The organism is Leptospira limi (assembly GCF_026151395.1).
Lineage (GTDB): Bacteria > Spirochaetota > Leptospiria > Leptospirales > Leptospiraceae > Leptospira_A > Leptospira_A limi.
This window is the reverse complement of record NZ_JAMQPV010000001.1, coordinates 725,597-745,509: the sequence shown is the minus strand read 5'-3', so window position 1 is coordinate 745,509 and position 19,913 is coordinate 725,597. Positions and strand designations below refer to the sequence as shown.

The window sequence follows — 19,913 nt, the reverse complement described above, 5'->3', positions numbered from 1 at the left end:
ACAAGTTTATGATTATGATTCGCTTAACGTCAATAAATCTAAAGATTGGGCTCTGATTTGTTCCACATATTGTTCTAAACTTCTAGAAGCATTTGAAATTTGGTTCACTTCGTTCTCTAATGCCATAATGCCTTTATTGACTTCTGTTTGACCAGAAATTTGTTCTTTGGTGCTAAATGAAATTTGAGTCGATAGATCATTGATTTCAGTTAGTTGGTTAATCGTATCAAAAATGATTGATTTTTGTTTTTCAAATAATCGATGCATATGACTCACTTTTTCAGTTGTCATTTCTAGTTTTTTAATTTGATTGGTTGTCAAATTTCCGGTTTGGATGGAAACTTCTGCAGCATCATAGATAAATTTTCGAGAATGGTTAACAACATCAGAAATCATTTTTTCGTTTTTTGCAGTAAAATCAGCAAGTTTACTGACTTCACTAGCCCGTGCCGCTTCAATCGAAGCATTTAATGCGAGTAAGTTGGTTTTTTCTCCAATTTCAGCAATGATTTGATTGATTTCATCAACCTTGTCAAAGGAAGTTTTGATTGAATTTAAATATTCACTTGTTTTCTTTGAGACAACTGTAATTTCAGAGGTATCCTTTTTGTTTTCATTTGCGATCGTGATTAATTCTTGGTTGATCATACTAATGGTTGCAACCATTTGATTTAAATCATTGGAACCAGAAAACAAATCAGTAATTTTTCCATTTTGATCATCAATGATTTTTGCATTGGATTCAAATGAAGAAAACAATTCCGTATTAATCGCTGTTACTTGCTCTAATGAAGCAGCTTGTGATTCTAATCTTTCGGCAGTATGAGAAATATAATTGGCACAACTTTGAATCGAGTTTTCTAAATTTTTTGCAGAATCCTGGATGATTTTTTTCTGTTTTAAACTCTAGTTTTACAAATATTCAGATTCTTTTGCTTTTTCGATCCCTTTGTCACTGATCGAAATGAGCAAAGCAATCAGTCTAGATAGTAAGATCCCACTCACCATCACAAAGATCCCTTTCACGATTTCCGCGGATGTACCTACATATCCTGTCTGAATGTATAAATTTGGATCTTCAGAAGGAATGAGTCCTCCAAAGTGTACTGAAATAAAATAAGATAGGATGACACCAAAACTTGCTAATAACCCATTAAACAGTACAAACTTTGGATTCCCTAAAAACCCAGAATAAATGAGGTAAAAATATACAACAAGTAGAACAGCAGTGTTGTTCAATGCGGATTTTGCTTCCATGGGTCCCATCTAACAATCAATTGATGTATTAATTAAATGGATTCGGGTTATCTTTGACCCCTATCCAAAAAAGAACATCCCATATGAAAATGGGTTTGGATAGGTAAACCATTTGAGCGAAAGGGCTTCTAAATTGAATAAAAGCGAAGAGATCTTATCTGCTGCATTAGAATTGTTTACGGCGAAAGGGTTTGATGGAACGGCTGTGCCCCTCATTGCAGAACGAGCCAATGTAGCTGCGGGTACGATTTACCGTTATTTTGCTAGTAAAGAAGAACTTGTGAACTCACTCTTTTAAAAATGGCAAGAAAGTCTTTATTCAAAAATCAGAGATAATTTTCCACACGATGCAGGGCCAAAAGAACAATTCCATCAAATTTGGAAATCCATGGCCGAATTCCAAAGAGAAAACCCTGTGGCGTTTGATTTTTTAGAAATGCAGTACAACCTTCCCTATTTAGATAGGGAGAGTTTCGCAAAACGTGCGTTACTTCTAATGTTTCTCACTCGATTTGCTCATGACAACCGAGATATACTTATCAAATTTCCACCAGATGCACTCATTGCGATCGTATGGGGAGCATTTGTTGGACTCGTAAAAGGTTCTCGGAATGGAAAAATAAAATTGGATGATCAATTCTTAAAAGAAACAGAAGACTTACTTTGGAATGCAATTAAACTTCCAACGTAAATATTTTGAAGCATTTCTAATTATTTCCCATCTTCCAAAACTAAATCCACAAAAAAGGAATATCCCATTTCATTTACATGGGAAAATACAATTACTTTCTTTTTTAATGTTTTGTCCCAGTACGGGTCACTGACTTGCCAATTGCCATTGTCACGAAACACTTGTTTGACGTGCTTATAAAAAAACGGCATATATGACCAGTTTTTCTGCAAAAAAGCCATGTTCTCAATAAATCCAGAATCATTCGTCCTTTCATAGTAAGGTGAAACTTGGGTTCCTTGCCAATCTGTTACATATACTCTTTGGATCATCGGATCCAATTTGAAGAAACTTTGCGGGTCAATGATCACTCGATTCCCTAGCGTAATAGTTTTTAAAGGAAGTGACATCAACTTAGATTTGATTTGTTTTTCAAATTCAATTTCTTTTGCTACTTCGATTCGTTTTGCTTCGTGATACAAATGTAAATGGGGAACGACAACATCCCTTATAGTTTGTTTATCTTCTTTGTATTCTAATGGTTTTCCTAAAAAATAACCTTGTAAATATGTCGCACCAGAACTGACTGCTTGGTACAATTCTTCCTCTGATTCAATTCCTTCAAATAGTAACTGAGAACCAATGCTAAGTGAAATTTGTTTCAAGTATTCTAAGATTGACTGGTATTCTCTTTGTTCAATAGACTTCTTTAACAAATTTAAATCGATTTTGATAATATCTGGTTTTATTGCACCTAACCTTTCCAAGTTGGATGATTCTGATCCCACATCATCCAAAACAATACTAAATCCTTGTTCTCGCAGTAGTTCCACACCAGCTGCAAGAACATCGGTCCCATAACTTCCAGATTTTTCTGTGATTTCCACAACAATCTGATTGAGTGGGATTCCAGATTCCTTTACAATTTCAGCGATGGGAAGTGAGTTCCCTTTACTCTCTTCATACTCCAAAATCACCTGATCTGGTGACATGTTCACAAAAAGTTGGTCATTACTATCTTTGATTTTATCCAAGGAAAGACCGAGTAACTTACGATCGATCACAGTCATCCGTAGCGGAGTTACCTGTGGATCCATAAATTCAGGAACCACTACAAGTGAACCTTTCTCATCTCGGACACGGCCTAGAGATTCGTACCCGATGACAGTCTGTTCTTCCACAGAAAAGATGGGTTGGAGTAATGGGACATATTGTTTCTCTTTGGTTCCTGCCATCATGTTCATCAAATGTCTCCCTGTTCCAATTTCTGTTTTAACAGATTTTTATTCAATAAATTAAACATATTTCGATCGAATCTTGTTCCATTTCCAGGCAATCTTCTGATTTCAGAGATGTCTTGACCCAAGTTTCGCTTTCCCTTAGACTCTCGCGAATGCGATACACAAGCCTAGTCCTCACCTTTGTTTTCATCACATTGGCAACGAACGCGCAGTCAGATGTCAAATTCCCATCCATTCCATCACAGCAGATATAGACTGGTATCCTGGCGATGAGGTCAAATTAAGTCGTGAAGAATCTGGTCATGCACCTAACTGGATTTTAACGATTGACAGTGCAAAGTTCATAGACCAAGGAAAACGAAACACTATTTTGTATGGAAATGCCCACGGAAGGATCCATGAATTAAATGAGTCCATTTTGAACCAAAATAGTAAGATAAGTCTTGTTGAAGAAAAACCAGCTGGGCCCATTATCTACATTCCACAAAGTAATTCGGAAGACTTACAAGTGAAAGATAGACAAACCATTCGTTCTATGGCAATTACACCGAATGGATGTACCGCATTGGAACAAGCGATTACCAATGAGAATTGGCCAGCCACAAAAATCCTTTTGAATGTCGAAACCGATATCAATGGATGGGACAAATATGGTGCTACGAAATTACACAGTGCAATTTTAAATGAAAAATTTGAACTCATCCAACTCCTACTCGACGCAGGTGCCGATCCGCAAAAAAAAGACAAATGGGGGAAAACTGCGATTGAGTTTGCCGAAAGACAAAATAATCACAAAGTTTTAAAACTCCTCAAAAAAGAATGAAACAAAAAACAAACACTCGGTTTTTACCAAAAGGCTTAACCATCTTACATGAAGACCGAGATATCCTCGTCGTTGATAAACCGGCGGGACTACTCACCATTGCAACTGATTCTGAAAAATCAAAAACTGCTTACGCTTCCCTTATGGATTATGTAAAAAAAGGAAGTGATCGTTCCAAAAATCGAATTTTTATCGTTCATAGATTAGACCGTGATACTTCTGGTGTTTTGGTATTTGCTAAAACAGAAGTCGCCAAACAAACATTACAAGAAGATTGGGACAATACCAAAAAAGTTTATATCGCAGTTACACATGGTATATGGAAACTCAAACAAAGTTCCATCCAATCTTATTTAACGGAGTCAAAAGCCCACCGCGTTTATTCTGTTGATGATCCCAAACTCGGAAAGTTTTCTGAAACAAAATACAAAGTGTTAAAAGAATCCAATTTGTATTCCCTTCTCGAAATTGATCTCATCACTGGTCGAAAAAATCAAATTCGCGTACATTTTGCAGAAAAAGGTCATCCCATTGTCGGAGATACTAAATATGGAAACGAAACAAAATCCTTTCCAAGAATGGCACTCCATTCATATTCCATCACCTTGACTCATCCTTTTCAAAAAAAACCATTAACATTTATAACCAATATACCAAATTTTATTACAGGACTTGTGGGTGGTTACGAAAGGATACAAGATGAAACATAAAGGATTTATTTTTGATATGGATGGAGTGGTTGTTGATAATCACAAATTTCATTTCAAAGCATGGATGGAATTTTCCAAAAAATACAAATTTCCTCTCGATTCCCAAATCTATCGAGATACTTATAATGGAAAAACCAATGCTGATTTATTCAGAATGATTTTTGGAGAAATTTCTTTAGTGGAAATCCAAAACTACGGTGCCGAAAAAGAAAACTTATACCAAACCTTATACAAACAAGAAATGAAACCTCATCGTGGAATCATCGAATTCTTTCAGTATTTGAAATCCAACCAAGTCAAGTTAGCTCTAGGAACTTCCGCACCAACCATGAATGTCAATTTTACGTTGGATAACCTTAACTTACGATCTTACTTTGATGTCATCATTGATGGTTCCATGGTGACTCAAGGCAAACCTCACCCTGAAGTCTACGAACTTTGTGCAAAAGGACTTGGCCTTAGTCCAAAGGACTGTATCGTATTTGAAGATTCGATTGCTGGATTACAATCTGGAAAGGCCGCAGCTTGTACCATTGTAGGTGTTGCCACTTCCCATACAGTCGAAGAACTAAAAAATCATGTGGACCAAATCATTTCTGATTTTACTGATCCACTAGTGTTTTCATTATAAATTTATTCCTGAAAGTCAGTGAGTAAATTACTAGTTTTGTTGGTTAAATCGATGCGTATAATGGCCGTTCTGCCTTCATCAATGTAGGTAAGATCATCAAAGGATAATTTTTTTGCCATAAAGATTCCACGACCATGCGTTTTGAAAGCATTTTTGGTCATTGCTTCAATCGACAAATATCGTTTCCAATCAAATCCTTTCCCTTGGTCACTGATGCGAATTTCAATGCGCTCTTCGTTTCTTTCAAAGGTTACCTTTACAAACTTTTCTTTGTACTCAGGTGTATCTAACCTTCGAAAAATTTCTTCCATCAATTTATCATTATCATGGAGTTCCGATTTTTCCTGGTATGAAATTCCTAAATTCCCATGTTCAATTGCGTTGTTTAGAATTTCCATGATCCCGGTTAACACACGTTCAGGATCGGGACAAGCATTGGCAAGTAAGGGAGCAAGTTCATGAGATTCACGAATGGACCGAATCCTAAATTCACCAGTAACCATATGGCGAAGGGCACCCATTCCTTTATGAAGGTCTTCTTTTGCCCTTTGTAATTTGATAAAATGTTCAACAGCAGTTTGCACTATGCGAACAAGAAGGGCACGTGAATATGGTTTTGTTAAATAATAAAAAGCACCTGCATCAAGCCCCTCTGTCATATCGGTAATGGAACTCATAGCAGTTTGGAAAATGACAGGGATATCTCGGTACTTTTCTGATCGTTTGATTTTTTTTAGGAGTTCGATCCCGTCCATCTTTGGCATCAATCGATCCAAAATAATGGCATGAAAAACCATCGAACCAGAGCTTAAAATTTGGAATGCCTCTTCTCCATCTTTTGCTTTGACAACAGTGAATCCTTTATCTGACAAAGACTCGTCAATGATCATTAAATTGATCATCTCATCATCAACAGCAAGTAAATTGATCATCGAAATCCTTCACGGGAACTTGGTATTAACATTGTAAAAACTGCTCCCTTATCTTCATGATTTTCAGCATATAACAATCCGTTGTGATCATTTACAATTTCTCTTGAGATCGACAATCCGAGCCCAGTTCCTTTGGTTCCAGCTTTTACTTGTTTGGATTGGATGAACTTTTCAAAAATTTTATCTAAGTCTTCGGAAGGAATTCCTGGACCGTAATCTCTGATTTGGATGCCAATTCCTTTCACATACGACTGAGATTTTCTTGGAATAAATTCTCTTTTTATCAAACTAATCTCAATATTAGTGTCATTTGGAATGAATTTTAATGCATTGGAAATGATATTTCTGATCACTTGTTGGATCCGCTCATAATCGAATTCAGCTTCCCAACGTTCTTCATTATTCAATAAAACAACTGTGATCCCTCTTTTTTCCAAAATTGCGCGCATTTCGTTGATCACAAATTTGGTAGTTTCCTTTAAACAATTCCGTTCAAAAAGATATCGCATTTTTCCTGATTCTAATTTGGCAATATCTAATAAATTTTCAAGAAGAGCGAGTAGCCGTTTCCCTGAGGAATCGATGATGTGAAAGTATTCTTTAATTTTTTCGGGAGGAACAGTGGCTGATTTTTCCGCTCCTAGTTCCGCATAACTTAAAATTGCATGGATTGGAGTTTTTAACTCATGTGAAATATTGGCAAGAAACAGAGACTTCATATAGGAAGCTTCTTCGGCAATATTTTTGGACATTTTTAAGTCCATCGTTTGTCTTTCGACCAATTCTTCTAAATGATTTCTATATTGGTATAATTCCTCTTCTTGGAGTTTTCTTTGGCTAATGTCTCTCAGAATTCCCGTAAACATTTTTCCAGATTTTGTTTTAAATTCTCCTACCGAAAGTTCACATGGAAATATTTCACCTGACTTCCGTTGTGCGAAAACATCTCGGCCTACACCTATGATATGAGTTTCCCCTGTTTCTTTATACTGCCTCAGGAAATCATCATGTTTATCCTTGTAATCGGGAGGAATGATGATTGTAACATTTTTTCCAATTACCTCCTCTTGTTTGTAACCAAACGTATTCTCAGCTGTTTTATTAAAAAACTGAATGATTCCTTCATCATTGATGATCACAATGGAATCAGCAGCATTCTGAGCCATAGAAAGAAATCTAGATTCACTTTCTAAAAAAGCATTTTCTAAACGTTTGCGTTCTGTAATGTCACGATGGTTGGACATGATATAACCATCATATAAAACCACAAACCTAACTTCCACATGACGAATATTAGGTTCCTCTCCATACGAATACTCTTTCCAAAATACTAAACTTTTTTTGTCAGATAAGTAAGCGAGAGCTTCCGATGTGATTTCACGTAAATAAGGAGGAAGACCAACACTGATATGTTGTCCTAAAAGTGACTCTGGTTTATCTCCAATATTGACAAACCTTGAAGTTTTATAATCAACGATGATCCCATCACGATTAATTTTAAGCCAAAAGTCTGGGTTTGATCTGAGTAAATTTTCTAATTCCCGGAGAACTTCTTCCTGGGGAAAGGCAGATGGATTTTGCCAAATACGAGATATAGGGGAATTAGATGGCATCAAGTACTGTCCTTGGAAGGAATATAGGAAACGTCGCTATTTTCGGAAAGAAATTGTAAGAAATCATGGGGAAAAAAGAATCAACGTAAGGATTTTTCCCTTGTTTTACCACCACCTGATCAAACCCATTCTCTTTCATTTAGACCCTGAATCAGCGCACCATCTAGTCGCTACTTTTCTTTCTTTATCCAAAAAAATCCCATTTTTCCATAAAACTCTGAACCTTCTTTTCCAATACAATTCCAAACGTTTAGAACAAACCATCGAAGGCATCCATTTTCCAAATCCAGTTGGTCTTGCGGCAGGATTTGATAAAACAACAGAACTTTTCCCTACCATGATCCACATGGGTTTTGGATTCATAGAAGTGGGAACCATCACTGCAAAAGCACAACCTGGGAATGAACAACCAAGATTATTCCGTTTTCCAAATGTAAAAGCTCTCGTAAACAGAATGGGTTTTAACAACCCGGGAGCTGACAATGCCGAGATCCAATTGAAAAAACAATCCAAAATGGGAGTACGAGGGATCAATGCCGGAAAATCGAAAGTTACGGCCTTAGAAGATGCTGTCAGTGATTATGTTTACACTTTTAAAAAACTGCTACCTTACGGGGATTATGCGGTAATCAACATCAGTTCACCAAACACACCTGGATTACGTAGCCTACAATCCAAACAAAGTTTAATTGATCTTATCGTTGGGATCCAAAAAGAATTTTCAAACTCATTCCCTATTCCATTGTATTTAAAATTTGCTCCAGATCTTTCCGAAGAAGAACTCATCGAAAATCTCAATGTCTGTCTGGATTACAAAATAAGTGGTGTAATCCTTACCAATACCACTCTCGACAAACAAATCCTAGGTGAAACTAATCCTCCTGAAGGTGGTTTATCAGGTGGCCCTTTATTCCAAAAATCACTTCGATTTGTATCTCTTGCGTACCAAACTCTAAAAGGGAAAATTCCCATCATCGGTGTGGGAGGGATTGATTCGGGAGAAAAAGCCCTACAGATGATCGAAGCAGGTGCCAATCTCATCCAAATTTACACTGGTTATATTTATGAAGGTCCTTTTTTACCGTATCAAATTTGTTCCTATTTGGATAAAGTAATGAAAGACCGTGGATACAACTCCATTGACCAACTGGTCGGTTCAGGAAAATCAAAATGAACACAACAAAAACTAACAATCCTATTTGTACTCATTTCGGAACCTGTGGTGGGTGTAACTACCTCGACATTGAATACACAAAAGAACTTCGAAAAAAAGAACAAAACATAAAAGAACTTTTTAAAACGTTCCGTCATGTGGAATTCAAAACCATAGTTCCCAGTCCCTCTCCAGAATACTACCGTCACAAAATCCAATTACCTTTTGGCCGTCGTATTGTCGGAAACAAAACCTTACTCACACTTGGACTTTTCAACCGGGAAGCAACATTTGTCCTAGACCAAACAGAATGCCAAATCCAAGACCCAGGATTAACAGAAGTCGCACTTGCCGTCAAACAATGGGCTAGGCGAGAGGGATTACTTCCTTATAATGAAAAATCCAAACGTGGTATGATGAAGTACCTTGTTGCAAGGAAGTCGTTTTCCACAGGCGAAATCATTCTGGGAATTGTGACTGCTAAAGAAGATTTACCTCATGCTAAAGATGCATCAAAAAGACTTCACACTGCCATCCAAAACCGAATTGGAAAATCGGGCAAATTTGGTAAATTAGTGGGAATCATCCATAACATCAATACCAAACACACAACGATGGCTCTTGGTCGCGAAGAACATCTGTTATGGGGTAGACCATATATACACGAACATTTTGGAAAACATAAATTTCGTGTAGGTCTTTCTACCTTTTTGCAAGTAAATCCTATCCAAACACCGAGTTTATACAATTTGGTTCTGGATGAGATAGAAAAAGACTCACGTGTGATCGATGCTTATTCAGGGATTGGAACTATTTCCTTTTGGATTGCAGGCCAGTGTAAGGAAGTCCTTGGCATCGAAGAGAATCCAAATTCTCATAGAACCTCTTTGGAATCCGTTAAGTTCAATAAAGTACATAATGTTCGGTTTCGTAAAGGAAGAGTGGCAGAAGTATTACCATCTCTATTTGGAAAAAACTATGATACCATTGTGATCGATCCACCGAGAACAGGCCTTGGTGCAGACGTCGCAGAGACTATCCTCGGTATGGGATTTAAAAAGATTGTCTATGTATCTTGTGATCCCATGAGCCTCAGAGAAGATACAAATCTATTAGCAAGACAATATTTTTTGAATTCGTTACAGCCAGTGGACATGTTCCCAAGAACGGATCATGTGGAAACAGTGGCAGTGTTCAGAAATAAAAATCTCATATAACTTCCGTTATAAACTCTGATGCTTTTTTACTAAATGCCATAATCGTAAAACTTGGATCCACACTGACACCTGTTGGAAACACAGAAGAGTCGGCTACAAAGAGATTCTGAAATCCATGCACTTGGTGTTTTGAATTGACTACGGAAGTTTCACTCGATTTTCCCATCCTACAGCCTCCAGCAGGGTGAGGCGCCGCCATCGGAAACTCTGCTGGCCTCCAAGCCAAAGCATCAATTTCTTCTTTTTTAGGTAACTTTGTGTATTTCCTAAGTTTCATTCCAGCAAGGAACACCTCTTTGGCACCTGCTTCAAAATTCAATTTCATTTGTTTGTACGTTAGATCGCTAAATATTTGTTTGGTGGTATTTCCAAACGGATAATGAACTTTCGTTTTACCAAAAAAATCAACTTCGATGGATCCAAGTTCTCCATCCACATCATCAATCCAACCAATGGTACCACCCAAATATTCTAGTTGTTTCATATAACGGAAGTGATCTTTTCCAAAACTTGGAAGTAATGCGGCAAGGGTTCCTGGTTGCAATTGGTTTGGCATCAGCATATACCCACCTTCTTTGTAAGAACCGTTTTGGAATTTTGCCAATCGAAAACCTTCAACGCCGTACGCTGCAGGAATATTTCGCCATTGAACAATTGGCTCTTCATACAATGCATGCACCATCGGAGAAGGGTTGATGGCCAAAAATTTTCCAAGAGATGGAAGTCTTTTTTTGAGACCATTTTTCAGTAAAAATTTGCTACTTCCAAACCCTCCTGCAGATACACAAACGGCTTTTGATTGGAAGCGGAGTTTCATCTGGGTTGGTCTTAAGGTACGTCTGTCGATCACCACAGCTTCTAGTCCCTTCACTTGGTTTCCGACAATTTCCAATCGTTCAGCACGTAAATCAGTATACACGTCAGTTCCAAGTCGAACAGCACTTGGAATATGAGTGATCAGTTGGGATTGTTTTGCTCCGAACATACAACCTTGCATACAATGGCCAGATTTTTGGCATTTTTTCCTTGCTTGTGGGACATGATGCCCTTCCCAACCTAATCGTTGTGATGCGTTTCGAAACAATCGATTCATGGGATTAAAATATTCTTCTGTTGCAGGTGTGACATGTAAGTCTGTTTCTAATTCCAACCAATATGGATTTAAGTCTTCGGGGAGATGGTAGTCGATCCCGTATTTACGATTCCATAGGAGTAGGCGATCTTCGGGAGTTCGGTAACTATCTGCCCAGTAATGAACCGATGCTCCGCCTAAATTATTACCATACACTAAATTAATACCACCATCACTTGTGGTGTGAAAATTCCTTTCTGCAGAAACTTTTCCTGCCATATTCAATTCATTGTTATCAAAGGTTCCTGTATGGTAGTTTCCACCTTGTTCGAGGAGAGCCACTTTGATCCCTCGTTTCGAAAGTTCATAGGCCATCGTTGCACCACCACAACCGGAACCAATCACTACCACATCTACTTGGATGACTTCCCCTGGTTGGTAACTTTTATAATCGCGATACATCCCTGATTTTTTCATATGATACCTTAATTTCCTTTGAGTAAATTATGGTAATGAAGTCTTGCCTCACTCCATTTCTCAGGTGGATTCGCAAACGGACCTGGGTAAGAGATCGATTCCCAAGTGGACTTATGACCATAATAAACAAGGCAAACCAGAAGTTTTAAGTTCCCAACAACAGCACGAACTGTATCGGAATCGGTTTCCACCCAAAGCTCTAATAACCGAATCCGTTCCTCAGGTTCTAAGTTTGAAAAACAACAAAACCTTCCGTAAAAAAATGGAAGGTATTCCAAAACCATAACAGCAGAGTGAAAATCTTCTTGGATTTCCTCAGAAACAAAGTACAACTCTTCATCTAATCTTCGCATAACGTTTGCTTCCTCTAAATTCGGCATTCCAGTTTCCCCGATAGGCAGAACAACCTCAGCAAAACTCGTAACAGTTTTGGATTCAGATTCGCTAAAGTAAAAGGTTTTGATTTTCGATTTGATTCCTGCACAAAACAAAAGCAATGTGAGGAATGTTTTCCTAGAGATAGAATACATATAGCCTACCTTGATTTTTTTCTTCTTTAACCAAATTGTTCACTGGTTTTCCCATCTTTTGGAAAAATGCATCGCCACCAGCGGTCATATCCCAAATTTCACCTCGAAAAAATACATTGATTCCAAGTTTTACATTGGGAACTTTTAGCCGACCTAACATTGCATATTTTTTCCATGCAGTTTTTTCTGTGATGGAACCTATATCTTTTGTTGTTACATCTTTTGGATTCGCATAACCATTGTATCCATTCCATTTTGTCTGCCATGCATCCCTTGGAGCAACAAACGAAGGAACCACTAAAATATCTGCTTCTGAGTTTTCTAATTCTTTGTACACTTCAGGGAACCAAGAATCAGCACAAATCATCGTATATAATTTTCCAATAGGAGTACGGTATGTTGGATTTTGATCCAAAGTTCCTTCGACTAAGAATTGTTTTTCTTCTTCGATCGGAAAGAGTTTACGCACAATTTGTTCATCCACTCTTCCGTCAGGGTGAAAATAAAAACTCACATTCTCCAAAGGACCATCGGTAGGAGTGATTTTTCCTTCTACCACTTTAGGATGAGGTAATACAATGGAACCTGCAACAATTGCCACTCGGTATTCCAATGCCAAACGTGAAAAAATCCTTTGGTAACGATCGGCCATTTGCCAAGCTTTCATCCGAAAGAGAGTTTCCTTTAAGTGGTCTTTCGAAAAAGAATTGCTAAAGAGATAATGCCATAAGAAGGAACCAAGATTTTGTTTCACTAACTCTTCCATCGCATCAGCAATGGTTACCTTACCAAAAATGGATTTATCTTCTGCTGTAACAACGAGCCAAGTACCGAGGTATTCTGGTAATACGAAAATAGATCTGTCCACATAGATGGTTTCGTTTTCTTTTGCTTTTTGAAAGTATTCCTTCAAACTCGAATAAAAACTCTCTTCCGTAGCGTAACTATATTTGTTTAAGTAAGGTTCCAAACCAATGACAGTTCCACGTTTGCCTTTGCCGTCTATTTGTATGAAAATTTTTGGTTTGGGAAGGGCATCGGAAAGAACACTCGGTTCCACTTGCTGTTTTTTGCATTGGATGTTGGATAATCCAATGGACAGAAAAAGAGTCAAAGAGACAAAAAAACACATCCACCAAATCTACACTAGTATTTCAATTCAGACAATATTTAATTGTGTTCTTGGTTTTTTCTTTTATTTTGACCTTATTCTATGAAAGAGAAACCTGCTCCCAAAAAAATCGTTCTCGCTTACTCAGGTGGACTCGACACCTCTGTCATCCTTGCTTGGTTGAAAGATACCTATGGTTGTGAAGTCATCGCTTTTTGTGCCGATGTTGGCCAAAAGGAAGAACTCACTGGCCTTGAAGAAAAAGGTAAAAACACCGGAGCATCCAAGGTATACATCCAAGACTTACGTTTGGAGTTTGCACGTGATTTTATTTTTCCAGCCATTCGTGGGAATGCCATTTATGAAATGCGGTACTTACTTGGAACTTCTCTCGCGCGACCTCTCATCGCAAAAGCGATGGCAGAAGTTGCTAAAAAAGAAGGAGCAGATGCTTTTTCTCATGGAGCAACTGGTAAAGGTAATGACCAAGTACGTTTTGAACTTACTTTCAAAGCTCTTTCGCCTAACTTACAAATCATTGCTCCTTGGAGAACATGGAATTTTGGTGGCCGTGCAGATCTTATTGAATATGCAAAGAAAAAAGGAATTCCAGTCCCTGTAACAGCCGCTAAACCATACAGTATGGATAGAAATCTTATGCACCTTTCCTTTGAAGGTGGGATTTTAGAAGATCCATTCAATGAACCAAAAGAAGACATGTTTATCCTAACTGTTTCACTTGAAAAAGCTCCAGACAAACCAACTTACCTGGAATTAGATTTTGAAAATGGTGATTGTGTTGCGATTGATGGAAAAAAGATGAACCCACTCGAAGTAATGGAAACCTTAAACGAATTAGGTGGAAAAAATGGAGTAGGTCGTGTGGACATCGTTGAAAACAGACTTGTTGGAATCAAATCTCGTGGTGTCTATGAAACACCAGGTGGAACTATCCTCCACATTGCTCACCGAGATTTAGAATCTATCACTCTCGATAGAGACACCCAACACAAAAAAGACGAACTCTCTCAAGAATTTGCCAGATACATTTACAATGGACAATGGTATTCCAACCAGATGAATGCACTTCGCGCTTATATGGATTATACTCAAAAGTATGTCAATGGAACTGTTCGTATCAAATTGTACAAAGGAAATTGTACGGTTGTCGGAAGAAAGTCCAACAAATCATTGTACAACGCAGGCCTTTCTACATTTGAAAAGGAAGAACTCTACAACCAATATGATGCAGAAGGTTTCATCAATTTGTATGGACTACCAATGAAAGAATGGGCAAGGGTGAACCACTAAGATGAAAAATATCGCCGTATACCCGGGTTCGTTTGATCCATTTACAAATGGTCATTTAGACATTATACGGCGTGCCCATCCTCTTTTTGAAGAGATCATCATCGCCGTTGCCATCAATTCCAAAAAAACATCTTTATTCTCTCCAGAAGAACGAGTGGAGATGATTGGAAAGGTATTCAAAGGTTGGGACAAAATCAAAATTGATTCCTTTGAAGGACTTACAGTAGATTATTGTAAGGAAAAAAATTCTCGGGTCATCCTTCGGGGCCTTCGCGCTGTCACAGATTTTGATTATGAATATGCAATTTCTCTCATGAATAAAAAATTAGCACCAGAAATTGAAACTTATTTCCTAATGGCTGACAATGAGTACTCTTTTGTGTCGTCCACAATCGTCAAAGAAGTAGCAAGACATGGCAGAGCGGTATCAAACCAAGTTCCGGATGTTGTTGGCGAAGCACTTGTGAAAAAATTCTCCGTTTGATCGGAACCTTGAGGGTCTATGAAAACTCGTTCTTCTGTTTTTTACGGTTTCACTTTACTTCTGTTTGGATCCTTAGGTTATTATTTACTCCAAGCTGGGAGTGCCTTAGAAACCGCAAAAAATCTTACTGTCACGGCGAGTGAACATCTAGACACCGAAAATTTCTTCAATCGTTTTCATCATCCCTTAGCCTTACTCTTCATTCAAATCATCATAGTTTGTGGAAGTGCTCGTTTTGTTGGTTACCTCTTCACCAGAAAATTAAAACAACCATCTGTCATGGGTGAAATCGTAGCTGGAATTTTACTTGGACCATCCTTACTTGGTTATTATTTCCCAGAAACTATGGGATTTTTATTCCCACCTGCTAGCCTTCCTACACTCGGCACCTTAAGCCAAATTGGTCTCGTTTTGTTTATGTTCATCATCGGAATGGAATTAGACCTTTCTGTTCTCAAAAACAAAGCCCACTCAGCGATTATCATCAGTCATGCGAGTATCATTTTTCCCTTCTTTTTAGGGATGATTTTAGCGTATTATTTTTACACTGATTATGCACCCAAAAACGTAGGATTTTTATCCTTTTCACTTTTTATGGGAATCGCAATGAGTATCACTGCTTTCCCTGTCCTTGCACGAATCTTACAAGAACGAAACCTTACACGTACACCACTTGGCGCCATGGTGTTAACATGTGCAGCAGCTGATGATATCACTGCTTGGATTTTACTTGCGATCATTGTGACTATCTCCAAAGCAGGAAACTTAAACACTGCCTTATTTACGATTGGATTGTCTTTTGCGTATATCTTAACTATGATTTATTTGGTAGCACCCTTCCTCAAACGATTGGGTTCGATTTATATTTCACGCGAAAACCTAACAAGAACAGCTGTTGCTCTCATTTTGATGATTTTATTTTTATCCTCACTGACAACAGAAGTGATTGGAATCCATGCGCTTTTTGGCGCCTTCCTTGCGGGTGTCATCATGCCTGCGGAAGGGAACTTAAAAAAACTCATCGCTGAAAAGATAGAGGATATAGCTGTAATTTTATTCCTACCGATTTTCTTTGTGATCACAGGCCTCCGTACTGAGGTCACACTTCTGAATGGATCTCACCTTTGGCTTGTGTTTGGACTTGTGTTACTTGTCGCTGTAGTGGGCAAGTTTTTAGGAAGTGCCTTTGCTGCAAGGGTAGCAGGATCCAATTGGGAAGACTCTTTATCCATAGGTGCTCTCATGAACACACGAGGCCTGATGGAACTGGTTGTCCTCAATATTGGTTATGATTTAGGAATCCTTAGTCCTGAAATATTTGCTGTGTTTGTGATGATGGCTCTTGTCACAACTCTTTCCACGGGACCACTGCTTGACGGAATCCAAAAGTTTTTCGCAAGGACTGCAAACACATCCTCTCCAGATAAACCATCAGATAGTAAACTTAGAGTCCTTGTTGCTTTTGCCCAAGAAAAAATGGGCAAAAGTTTAGTCAGGTTTGCTTTTTCCTTATCGGGAAACCAAAAGAAAAATTTGGAACTCATCGCTTTGCACATTTCACCTAACGACTCCCTTTCGAATGAAGAAATCAGGAAGTATCGGGATGCAAGTTTTGAAGCGATTCGCCAAACAGGTTCAAGTTTAGGCATCCAAGTCCAAACCGAATATCGAATTACTGATAATGTCACATATGAAATCGTAAACTTTGCCAAAATCAAACACTCGGACATCCTCCTGATCGGAGCGGCAAAACCATTGTTCTCGCGTAGTTATACAGGTGGAAAAATCAAAGGCATTCTGAACTACTGCCCCGCAACCGTTGGGGTTCTCATAGACAATGGCCTGGAAACCATTGAACGTGTGGCCATCCTATACAAAGGGGATAAAGACCCCATCTTAGGATTTGCTCAAAAACTCACTTCCTTAAAAGGGATGAAATCAAACAAAATCAAAGTGGAAAACCTGATCCAACCAGAAACGGATTTGAACCCATATCCAATTGCGATCAACCAAATCACAGGCTATTCACTGATCCTCATCGATTTGAATGTTTGGGAAGAGTTAGGTTTTGAAAAAATGGACCTTCTCCCTACTTCTTTTCTTTTGGTACGTTTTTTAACCACCTAAAGATTCGATTGCTTTTTTCGGTTTCTCCAAGCAACTGGAGATATGGAAAGAACTTTTATCATGCTTAAACCCGATGCAGTGAAAAACAAACACATCGGTGACATCCTTCAAAGAATCGAAAAAGAAGGATTTAAAATCCTAGGAATGAAATTCCTAAAACTCAGCCTTGAAGACGCAAAACAATTTTACGCAGTCCATGCGGCTCGTCCCTTTTACAATGACCTTTGCACTTACATGGCATCTGGTCCTATCGTAGCATGTGCTCTTGAACGTGACAACGCTGTTGCTCACTGGAGAGATGTAATTGGAGCTACTGACCCTAAAGAAGCAAAAGCAGGAACAATCCGTGCACTTTTTGCTGAAAGCAAAGAAGCCAACGCAGTTCATGGTTCTGACTCTGTCGCAAACGCATTACAAGAAATTGCGTTTTTCTTCAAAGGTTACGAACTTAACTAAGTTCTTTATCAATACAAGGATCGGTTCTAAATCGGAACCGGTTCCAGTCCATCGTGCCAATCACCTTCACCGAAATCTTACAAAACTCCAAACAAATTTTTGATTCATTTTTTGAATCATATACACCAACTTTATTTTCACCAAAATCTCGCATAACGGAAGCTTGTTTGTATAGCCTAAAGGCAGGTGGAAAAAGAGTAAGACCGATTTTTGTTTTAAATTCATTTTTTGAACCAAACAAATTAACGCAAAGCATCGAAACTCAAAACCATTCTGTTTTACTTGCCTCACTCGCCGTTGAATGCATTCATACCTATTCGTTAATCCATGATGACCTACCTGCAATGGATGATGATGACACACGCCGGGGTAAACCAACTTGTCACAAACAATTTGATGAGGCAACGGCCATTTTAGCTGGTGATACTCTCAACTCCCTTAGTTTTTATCTTTTGTCCATGATGGATTCCGAAGATCCATTTCTCATCCGTGATGCCATACAAATCCTCCACAAAGGTGCAGGATTGAAGGGAATGATCCAAGGACAGATGGAAGACATCGAGGAAGAAAAAAATCCAAGTAAAACTGACCAAGAATCGAAATTACTCTCCATCCATGAAAAAAAAACAGGCGCTCTGATCGAATCATCCTTTTTATTAGGCAATCGATTACGACCTGATTGGAAAGAAAGAGAATCTGTACTGTCAAGTTATGCGAAAGAAATCGGGCTTTTATTCCAAATCACAGATGATATCCTCGATGTAGAAGGAAATTTAGAAGAACTTGGCAAAACTCCAGGAAAAGATGCAAAAGCAGGGAAATTGACGTATCCAAGTTTGTATGGAATGGAAAAAACAAAATCTCTCAGGTCCGAATCTGTCAACAAAGCGATCTCACTTGCAACTGAACTTTCTTCTATGAATCATGAATTCTTTTTAGGACTACCTAAGTACATTGCAGAAAGAAAAAATTAGACTGGATACATTTCTCGTAAGGGAAGGTTTTGTTACCGATTTAAAATTAGCTCAATCTTTAATTCTATCTGGTTCTGTTCTCGTGAATGATACAGTCATTTCAAAAGTGGGAACTCTGATTACACTAAAAGATAAGGTTAGAATCAAAGAAAAAATCAAATCCTATGTTTCGAGGGGTGCCTACAAACTGTTAGGTGCATTTGAACACTGGAAAGACATTCAGATTGATGGAAAAACATGTATAGATTTGGGAGCTTCCACAGGCGGATTTTGCCAAGTGTTACTCGAAAAAGGTGCTTCCAAATTATTTGCAGTCGATGTGGGATACGGTCAATTGGCTCAAAAGATTGCCAATGATCCAAGAGTGACTGTGTTCGACCGCACCCATTTAAAAGAATTACCACAATTATCTATAGAACCTCTCACGAACGAAACTTGGATCACAATGGATCTTAGTTTCATTTCGTTGGTCCCTGTATTTTCATTTCTGCTACTTTTATTTGAGAAATACCCAGAGACTCACTGGAAAGGAATCACACTGTTTAAACCTCAGTTTGAAGTACATCCTTCTAAATTAGAGAAAGGTGTTTTGATTGATTCGCAATTGATTGGTTATGCGATTAGAAACGTTTGGCATCAAATCAAACAATCTGATCCAAAAATTAGATTTATTGGTCTTATGGAATCTCCCATCCAAGGAGCTGACGGGAATCGAGAATTTTTAATACGTTGGGAAAGGAAATGGGAGCACTAAACCATAAAACCAGTAACGGCTTCTTTTAATTGGTCCGTTGAAAATGGTTTCATGAGATAGGCATAAGACGGATTCTGGTTGATTCGTTGTTTTGAAGTTTCATCCAAAAATCCGGTCAAAAACAAAACAGGAACTGAGAATTGGTCACGTAAAGATTCGGCCGTCTCGATGCCATCAAGTGATCCTTCTAAATTGATATCCATGAGAATTAGGTCTGGCACCTTTTCTGAGACAATTTGGAAGGCCTCATCCCCAGAAGGTACAACAGCTATCACATGAAAACCAAACGATTCGATTTTCTGTTTGATATTGAGTCCGAGGAATGGTTCATCCTCGACGATGAGGATGTTCTTTTTCGTCATATATGCTT

General features: G+C 38.3%; 21 protein-coding genes and 1 pseudogene. 13 read left to right on the top strand and 9 right to left on the bottom strand.

Translation table 11 applies throughout. From position 1 onward, the window contains the following. Positions 1 to 12: 12 nt before the first annotated feature. Positions 13 to 759, bottom strand: a complete 747-nt coding sequence (locus tag ND812_RS03470; protein WP_265374288.1) for a methyl-accepting chemotaxis protein — start codon at positions 757 to 759, stop codon at positions 13 to 15. Positions 760 to 912: 153 nt separating this feature from the next. Then, on the bottom strand, positions 913 to 1,257 hold the full coding sequence (locus tag ND812_RS03465; protein ID WP_265374287.1) for a hypothetical protein: 345 nt from the start codon (positions 1,255 to 1,257) through the stop codon (positions 913 to 915). Between the two features lie 133 nt (positions 1,258 to 1,390). On the opposite strand from ND812_RS03465, the gene ND812_RS03460 reads away from it, so the two are divergent. Then, entirely contained in the window at positions 1,391 to 1,555 is a 165-nt protein-coding gene (locus ND812_RS03460) for a helix-turn-helix domain-containing protein (protein WP_265374286.1), read from the top strand. A gap of 27 nt (positions 1,556 to 1,582) precedes the next feature. Further along, positions 1,583 to 1,948, top strand: coding sequence for a TetR family transcriptional regulator C-terminal domain-containing protein (locus ND812_RS03455; protein ID WP_265375898.1), 366 nt, complete (start codon positions 1,583 to 1,585; stop codon positions 1,946 to 1,948). A gap of 20 nt (positions 1,949 to 1,968) precedes the next feature. Here ND812_RS03455 and ND812_RS03450 read toward each other — a convergent pair whose 3' ends face one another. After that, positions 1,969 to 3,171 (bottom strand): EAL domain-containing protein, encoded by a 1,203-nt coding sequence (locus tag ND812_RS03450; protein ID WP_265374285.1) that lies wholly within the window; start codon positions 3,169 to 3,171, stop codon positions 1,969 to 1,971. 229 nt (positions 3,172 to 3,400) lie between these two features. Here ND812_RS03450 and ND812_RS18425 point away from each other — a divergent pair. The 3 genes and pseudogenes from ND812_RS18425 to ND812_RS03435 form a co-directional block, all read left to right on the top strand. After that, positions 3,401 to 3,991: pseudogene (locus tag ND812_RS18425) on the top strand (ankyrin repeat domain-containing protein); the annotation flags it as partial. Beyond that, the gene (locus tag ND812_RS03440) at positions 3,988 to 4,701 is read left to right on the top strand and encodes an RluA family pseudouridine synthase (protein WP_265374284.1); all 714 of its coding nucleotides are present in this window, start codon (positions 3,988 to 3,990) and stop codon (positions 4,699 to 4,701) included. The pseudogene ND812_RS18425 and the gene ND812_RS03440, both read left to right, overlap by 4 nt. Then, positions 4,691 to 5,332, top strand: coding sequence for an HAD family hydrolase (locus ND812_RS03435; RefSeq protein WP_265374283.1), 642 nt, complete (start codon positions 4,691 to 4,693; stop codon positions 5,330 to 5,332). The genes ND812_RS03440 and ND812_RS03435 overlap by 11 nt, the downstream gene beginning before the upstream one ends. A gap of 2 nt (positions 5,333 to 5,334) precedes the next feature. Here ND812_RS03435 and ND812_RS03430 read toward each other — a convergent pair whose 3' ends face one another. Both ND812_RS03430 and ND812_RS03425 read right to left on the bottom strand, forming a co-directional pair. Next, complete coding sequence (locus tag ND812_RS03430; RefSeq protein WP_265374282.1) at positions 5,335 to 6,264, bottom strand: response regulator; 930 nt, start codon at positions 6,262 to 6,264, stop codon at positions 5,335 to 5,337. Continuing rightward, on the bottom strand, positions 6,261 to 7,877 hold the full coding sequence (locus ND812_RS03425) for a sensor histidine kinase (RefSeq protein WP_265374281.1): 1,617 nt from the start codon (positions 7,875 to 7,877) through the stop codon (positions 6,261 to 6,263). Before ND812_RS03425 ends, ND812_RS03430 begins: the two co-directional genes overlap by 4 nt. A 100-nt stretch (positions 7,878 to 7,977) precedes the next feature. Here ND812_RS03425 and ND812_RS03420 point away from each other — a divergent pair, with 100 nt between their 5' ends. Continuing rightward, positions 7,978 to 9,051 carry a quinone-dependent dihydroorotate dehydrogenase gene (locus ND812_RS03420; protein ID WP_265374280.1) on the top strand — a complete coding sequence of 358 codons (1,074 nt, stop codon included), beginning with the start codon at positions 7,978 to 7,980 and terminating at the stop codon, positions 9,049 to 9,051. After that, positions 9,048 to 10,247 (top strand): 23S rRNA (uracil(1939)-C(5))-methyltransferase RlmD, encoded by a 1,200-nt coding sequence (gene rlmD, locus ND812_RS03415; RefSeq protein WP_265374279.1) that lies wholly within the window; start codon positions 9,048 to 9,050, stop codon positions 10,245 to 10,247. Before ND812_RS03420 ends, rlmD begins: the two co-directional genes overlap by 4 nt. Here the strand turns inward: rlmD and ND812_RS03410 are convergent. Genes ND812_RS03410 through ND812_RS03400 form a run of 3 tightly spaced genes read right to left on the bottom strand, consistent with a single transcriptional unit; the run spans position 10,240 to position 13,458 of the window. Next, positions 10,240 to 11,796, bottom strand: a complete 1,557-nt coding sequence (locus tag ND812_RS03410; RefSeq protein ID WP_265374278.1) for an FAD-dependent oxidoreductase — start codon at positions 11,794 to 11,796, stop codon at positions 10,240 to 10,242. The genes rlmD and ND812_RS03410 overlap by 8 nt on opposite strands. Positions 11,797 to 11,804: 8 nt before the next feature. Next, positions 11,805 to 12,326: a hypothetical protein gene (locus tag ND812_RS03405; RefSeq protein ID WP_265374277.1), complete on the bottom strand. Its 522-nt coding sequence runs from the start codon at positions 12,324 to 12,326 to the stop codon at positions 11,805 to 11,807. Then, positions 12,310 to 13,458: a nitrilase-related carbon-nitrogen hydrolase gene (locus ND812_RS03400; RefSeq protein WP_265374276.1), complete on the bottom strand. Its 1,149-nt coding sequence runs from the start codon at positions 13,456 to 13,458 to the stop codon at positions 12,310 to 12,312. The genes ND812_RS03405 and ND812_RS03400 overlap by 17 nt, the downstream gene beginning before the upstream one ends. 81 nt (positions 13,459 to 13,539) lie before the next feature. Between ND812_RS03400 and ND812_RS03395 the strand changes: the two genes are divergently transcribed. From ND812_RS03395 to ND812_RS03370, 6 genes are read left to right on the top strand one after another with little or no spacing between them, the layout of a single operon-like run. Beyond that, positions 13,540 to 14,748 carry an argininosuccinate synthase gene (locus ND812_RS03395; RefSeq protein WP_265374275.1) on the top strand — a complete coding sequence of 403 codons (1,209 nt, stop codon included), beginning with the start codon at positions 13,540 to 13,542 and terminating at the stop codon, positions 14,746 to 14,748. A gap of 1 nt (position 14,749) precedes the next feature. Next, complete coding sequence (gene coaD, locus ND812_RS03390) at positions 14,750 to 15,232, top strand: pantetheine-phosphate adenylyltransferase (protein WP_265374274.1); 483 nt, start codon at positions 14,750 to 14,752, stop codon at positions 15,230 to 15,232. An 18-nt stretch (positions 15,233 to 15,250) separates the two neighbouring features. Next, a complete protein-coding gene (locus ND812_RS03385; RefSeq protein ID WP_265374273.1) occupies positions 15,251 to 17,359 on the top strand; it encodes a cation:proton antiporter domain-containing protein in 2,109 nt (702 codons plus the stop codon). 42 nt (positions 17,360 to 17,401) lie between these two features. Then, positions 17,402 to 17,815 (top strand): nucleoside-diphosphate kinase, encoded by a 414-nt coding sequence (locus ND812_RS03380; protein WP_012387121.1) that lies wholly within the window; start codon positions 17,402 to 17,404, stop codon positions 17,813 to 17,815. A 50-nt stretch (positions 17,816 to 17,865) separates the two neighbouring features. Next, positions 17,866 to 18,789 carry a polyprenyl synthetase family protein gene (locus ND812_RS03375; protein ID WP_265375897.1) on the top strand — a complete coding sequence of 308 codons (924 nt, stop codon included), beginning with the start codon at positions 17,866 to 17,868 and terminating at the stop codon, positions 18,787 to 18,789. Beyond that, a complete protein-coding gene (locus ND812_RS03370) occupies positions 18,770 to 19,543 on the top strand; it encodes a TlyA family RNA methyltransferase (protein ID WP_265374272.1) in 774 nt (257 codons plus the stop codon). The genes ND812_RS03375 and ND812_RS03370 overlap by 20 nt, the downstream gene beginning before the upstream one ends. Here ND812_RS03370 and ND812_RS03365 read toward each other — a convergent pair. Next, positions 19,540 to 19,905: a response regulator gene (locus ND812_RS03365; protein ID WP_100716181.1), complete on the bottom strand. Its 366-nt coding sequence runs from the start codon at positions 19,903 to 19,905 to the stop codon at positions 19,540 to 19,542. The two genes, ND812_RS03370 and ND812_RS03365, sit on opposite strands and share 4 nt — an antisense overlap. Between the last annotated feature and the right edge of the window lie 8 nt (positions 19,906 to 19,913).

Coding starts and splice junctions, on each gene's coding strand:
- ND812_RS03465 (WP_265374287.1), bottom strand. CDS start 1,257: ATGGAAGCAAAATCCGCATTGAACAACACTGCTGTTCTACTTGTTGTA.
- ND812_RS03450 (WP_265374285.1), bottom strand. CDS start 3,171: ATGAACATGATGGCAGGAACCAAAGAGAAACAATATGTCCCATTACTC.
- ND812_RS03440 (WP_265374284.1), top strand. CDS start 3,988: ATGAAACAAAAAACAAACACTCGGTTTTTACCAAAAGGCTTAACCATC.
- ND812_RS03435 (WP_265374283.1), top strand. CDS start 4,691: ATGAAACATAAAGGATTTATTTTTGATATGGATGGAGTGGTTGTTGAT.
- ND812_RS03430 (WP_265374282.1), bottom strand. CDS start 6,264: ATGATCAATTTACTTGCTGTTGATGATGAGATGATCAATTTAATGATC.
- ND812_RS03425 (WP_265374281.1), bottom strand. CDS start 7,877: ATGCCATCTAATTCCCCTATATCTCGTATTTGGCAAAATCCATCTGCC.
- rlmD (WP_265374279.1), top strand. CDS start 9,048: ATGAACACAACAAAAACTAACAATCCTATTTGTACTCATTTCGGAACC.
- ND812_RS03410 (WP_265374278.1), bottom strand. CDS start 11,796: ATGAAAAAATCAGGGATGTATCGCGATTATAAAAGTTACCAACCAGGG.
- ND812_RS03405 (WP_265374277.1), bottom strand. CDS start 12,326: ATGTATTCTATCTCTAGGAAAACATTCCTCACATTGCTTTTGTTTTGT.
- ND812_RS03400 (WP_265374276.1), bottom strand. CDS start 13,458: ATGTGTTTTTTTGTCTCTTTGACTCTTTTTCTGTCCATTGGATTATCC.
- ND812_RS03395 (WP_265374275.1), top strand. CDS start 13,540: ATGAAAGAGAAACCTGCTCCCAAAAAAATCGTTCTCGCTTACTCAGGT.
- coaD (WP_265374274.1), top strand. CDS start 14,750: ATGAAAAATATCGCCGTATACCCGGGTTCGTTTGATCCATTTACAAAT.
- ND812_RS03385 (WP_265374273.1), top strand. CDS start 15,251: ATGAAAACTCGTTCTTCTGTTTTTTACGGTTTCACTTTACTTCTGTTT.
- ND812_RS03380 (WP_012387121.1), top strand. CDS start 17,402: ATGGAAAGAACTTTTATCATGCTTAAACCCGATGCAGTGAAAAACAAA.
- ND812_RS03365 (WP_100716181.1), bottom strand. CDS start 19,905: ATGACGAAAAAGAACATCCTCATCGTCGAGGATGAACCATTCCTCGGA.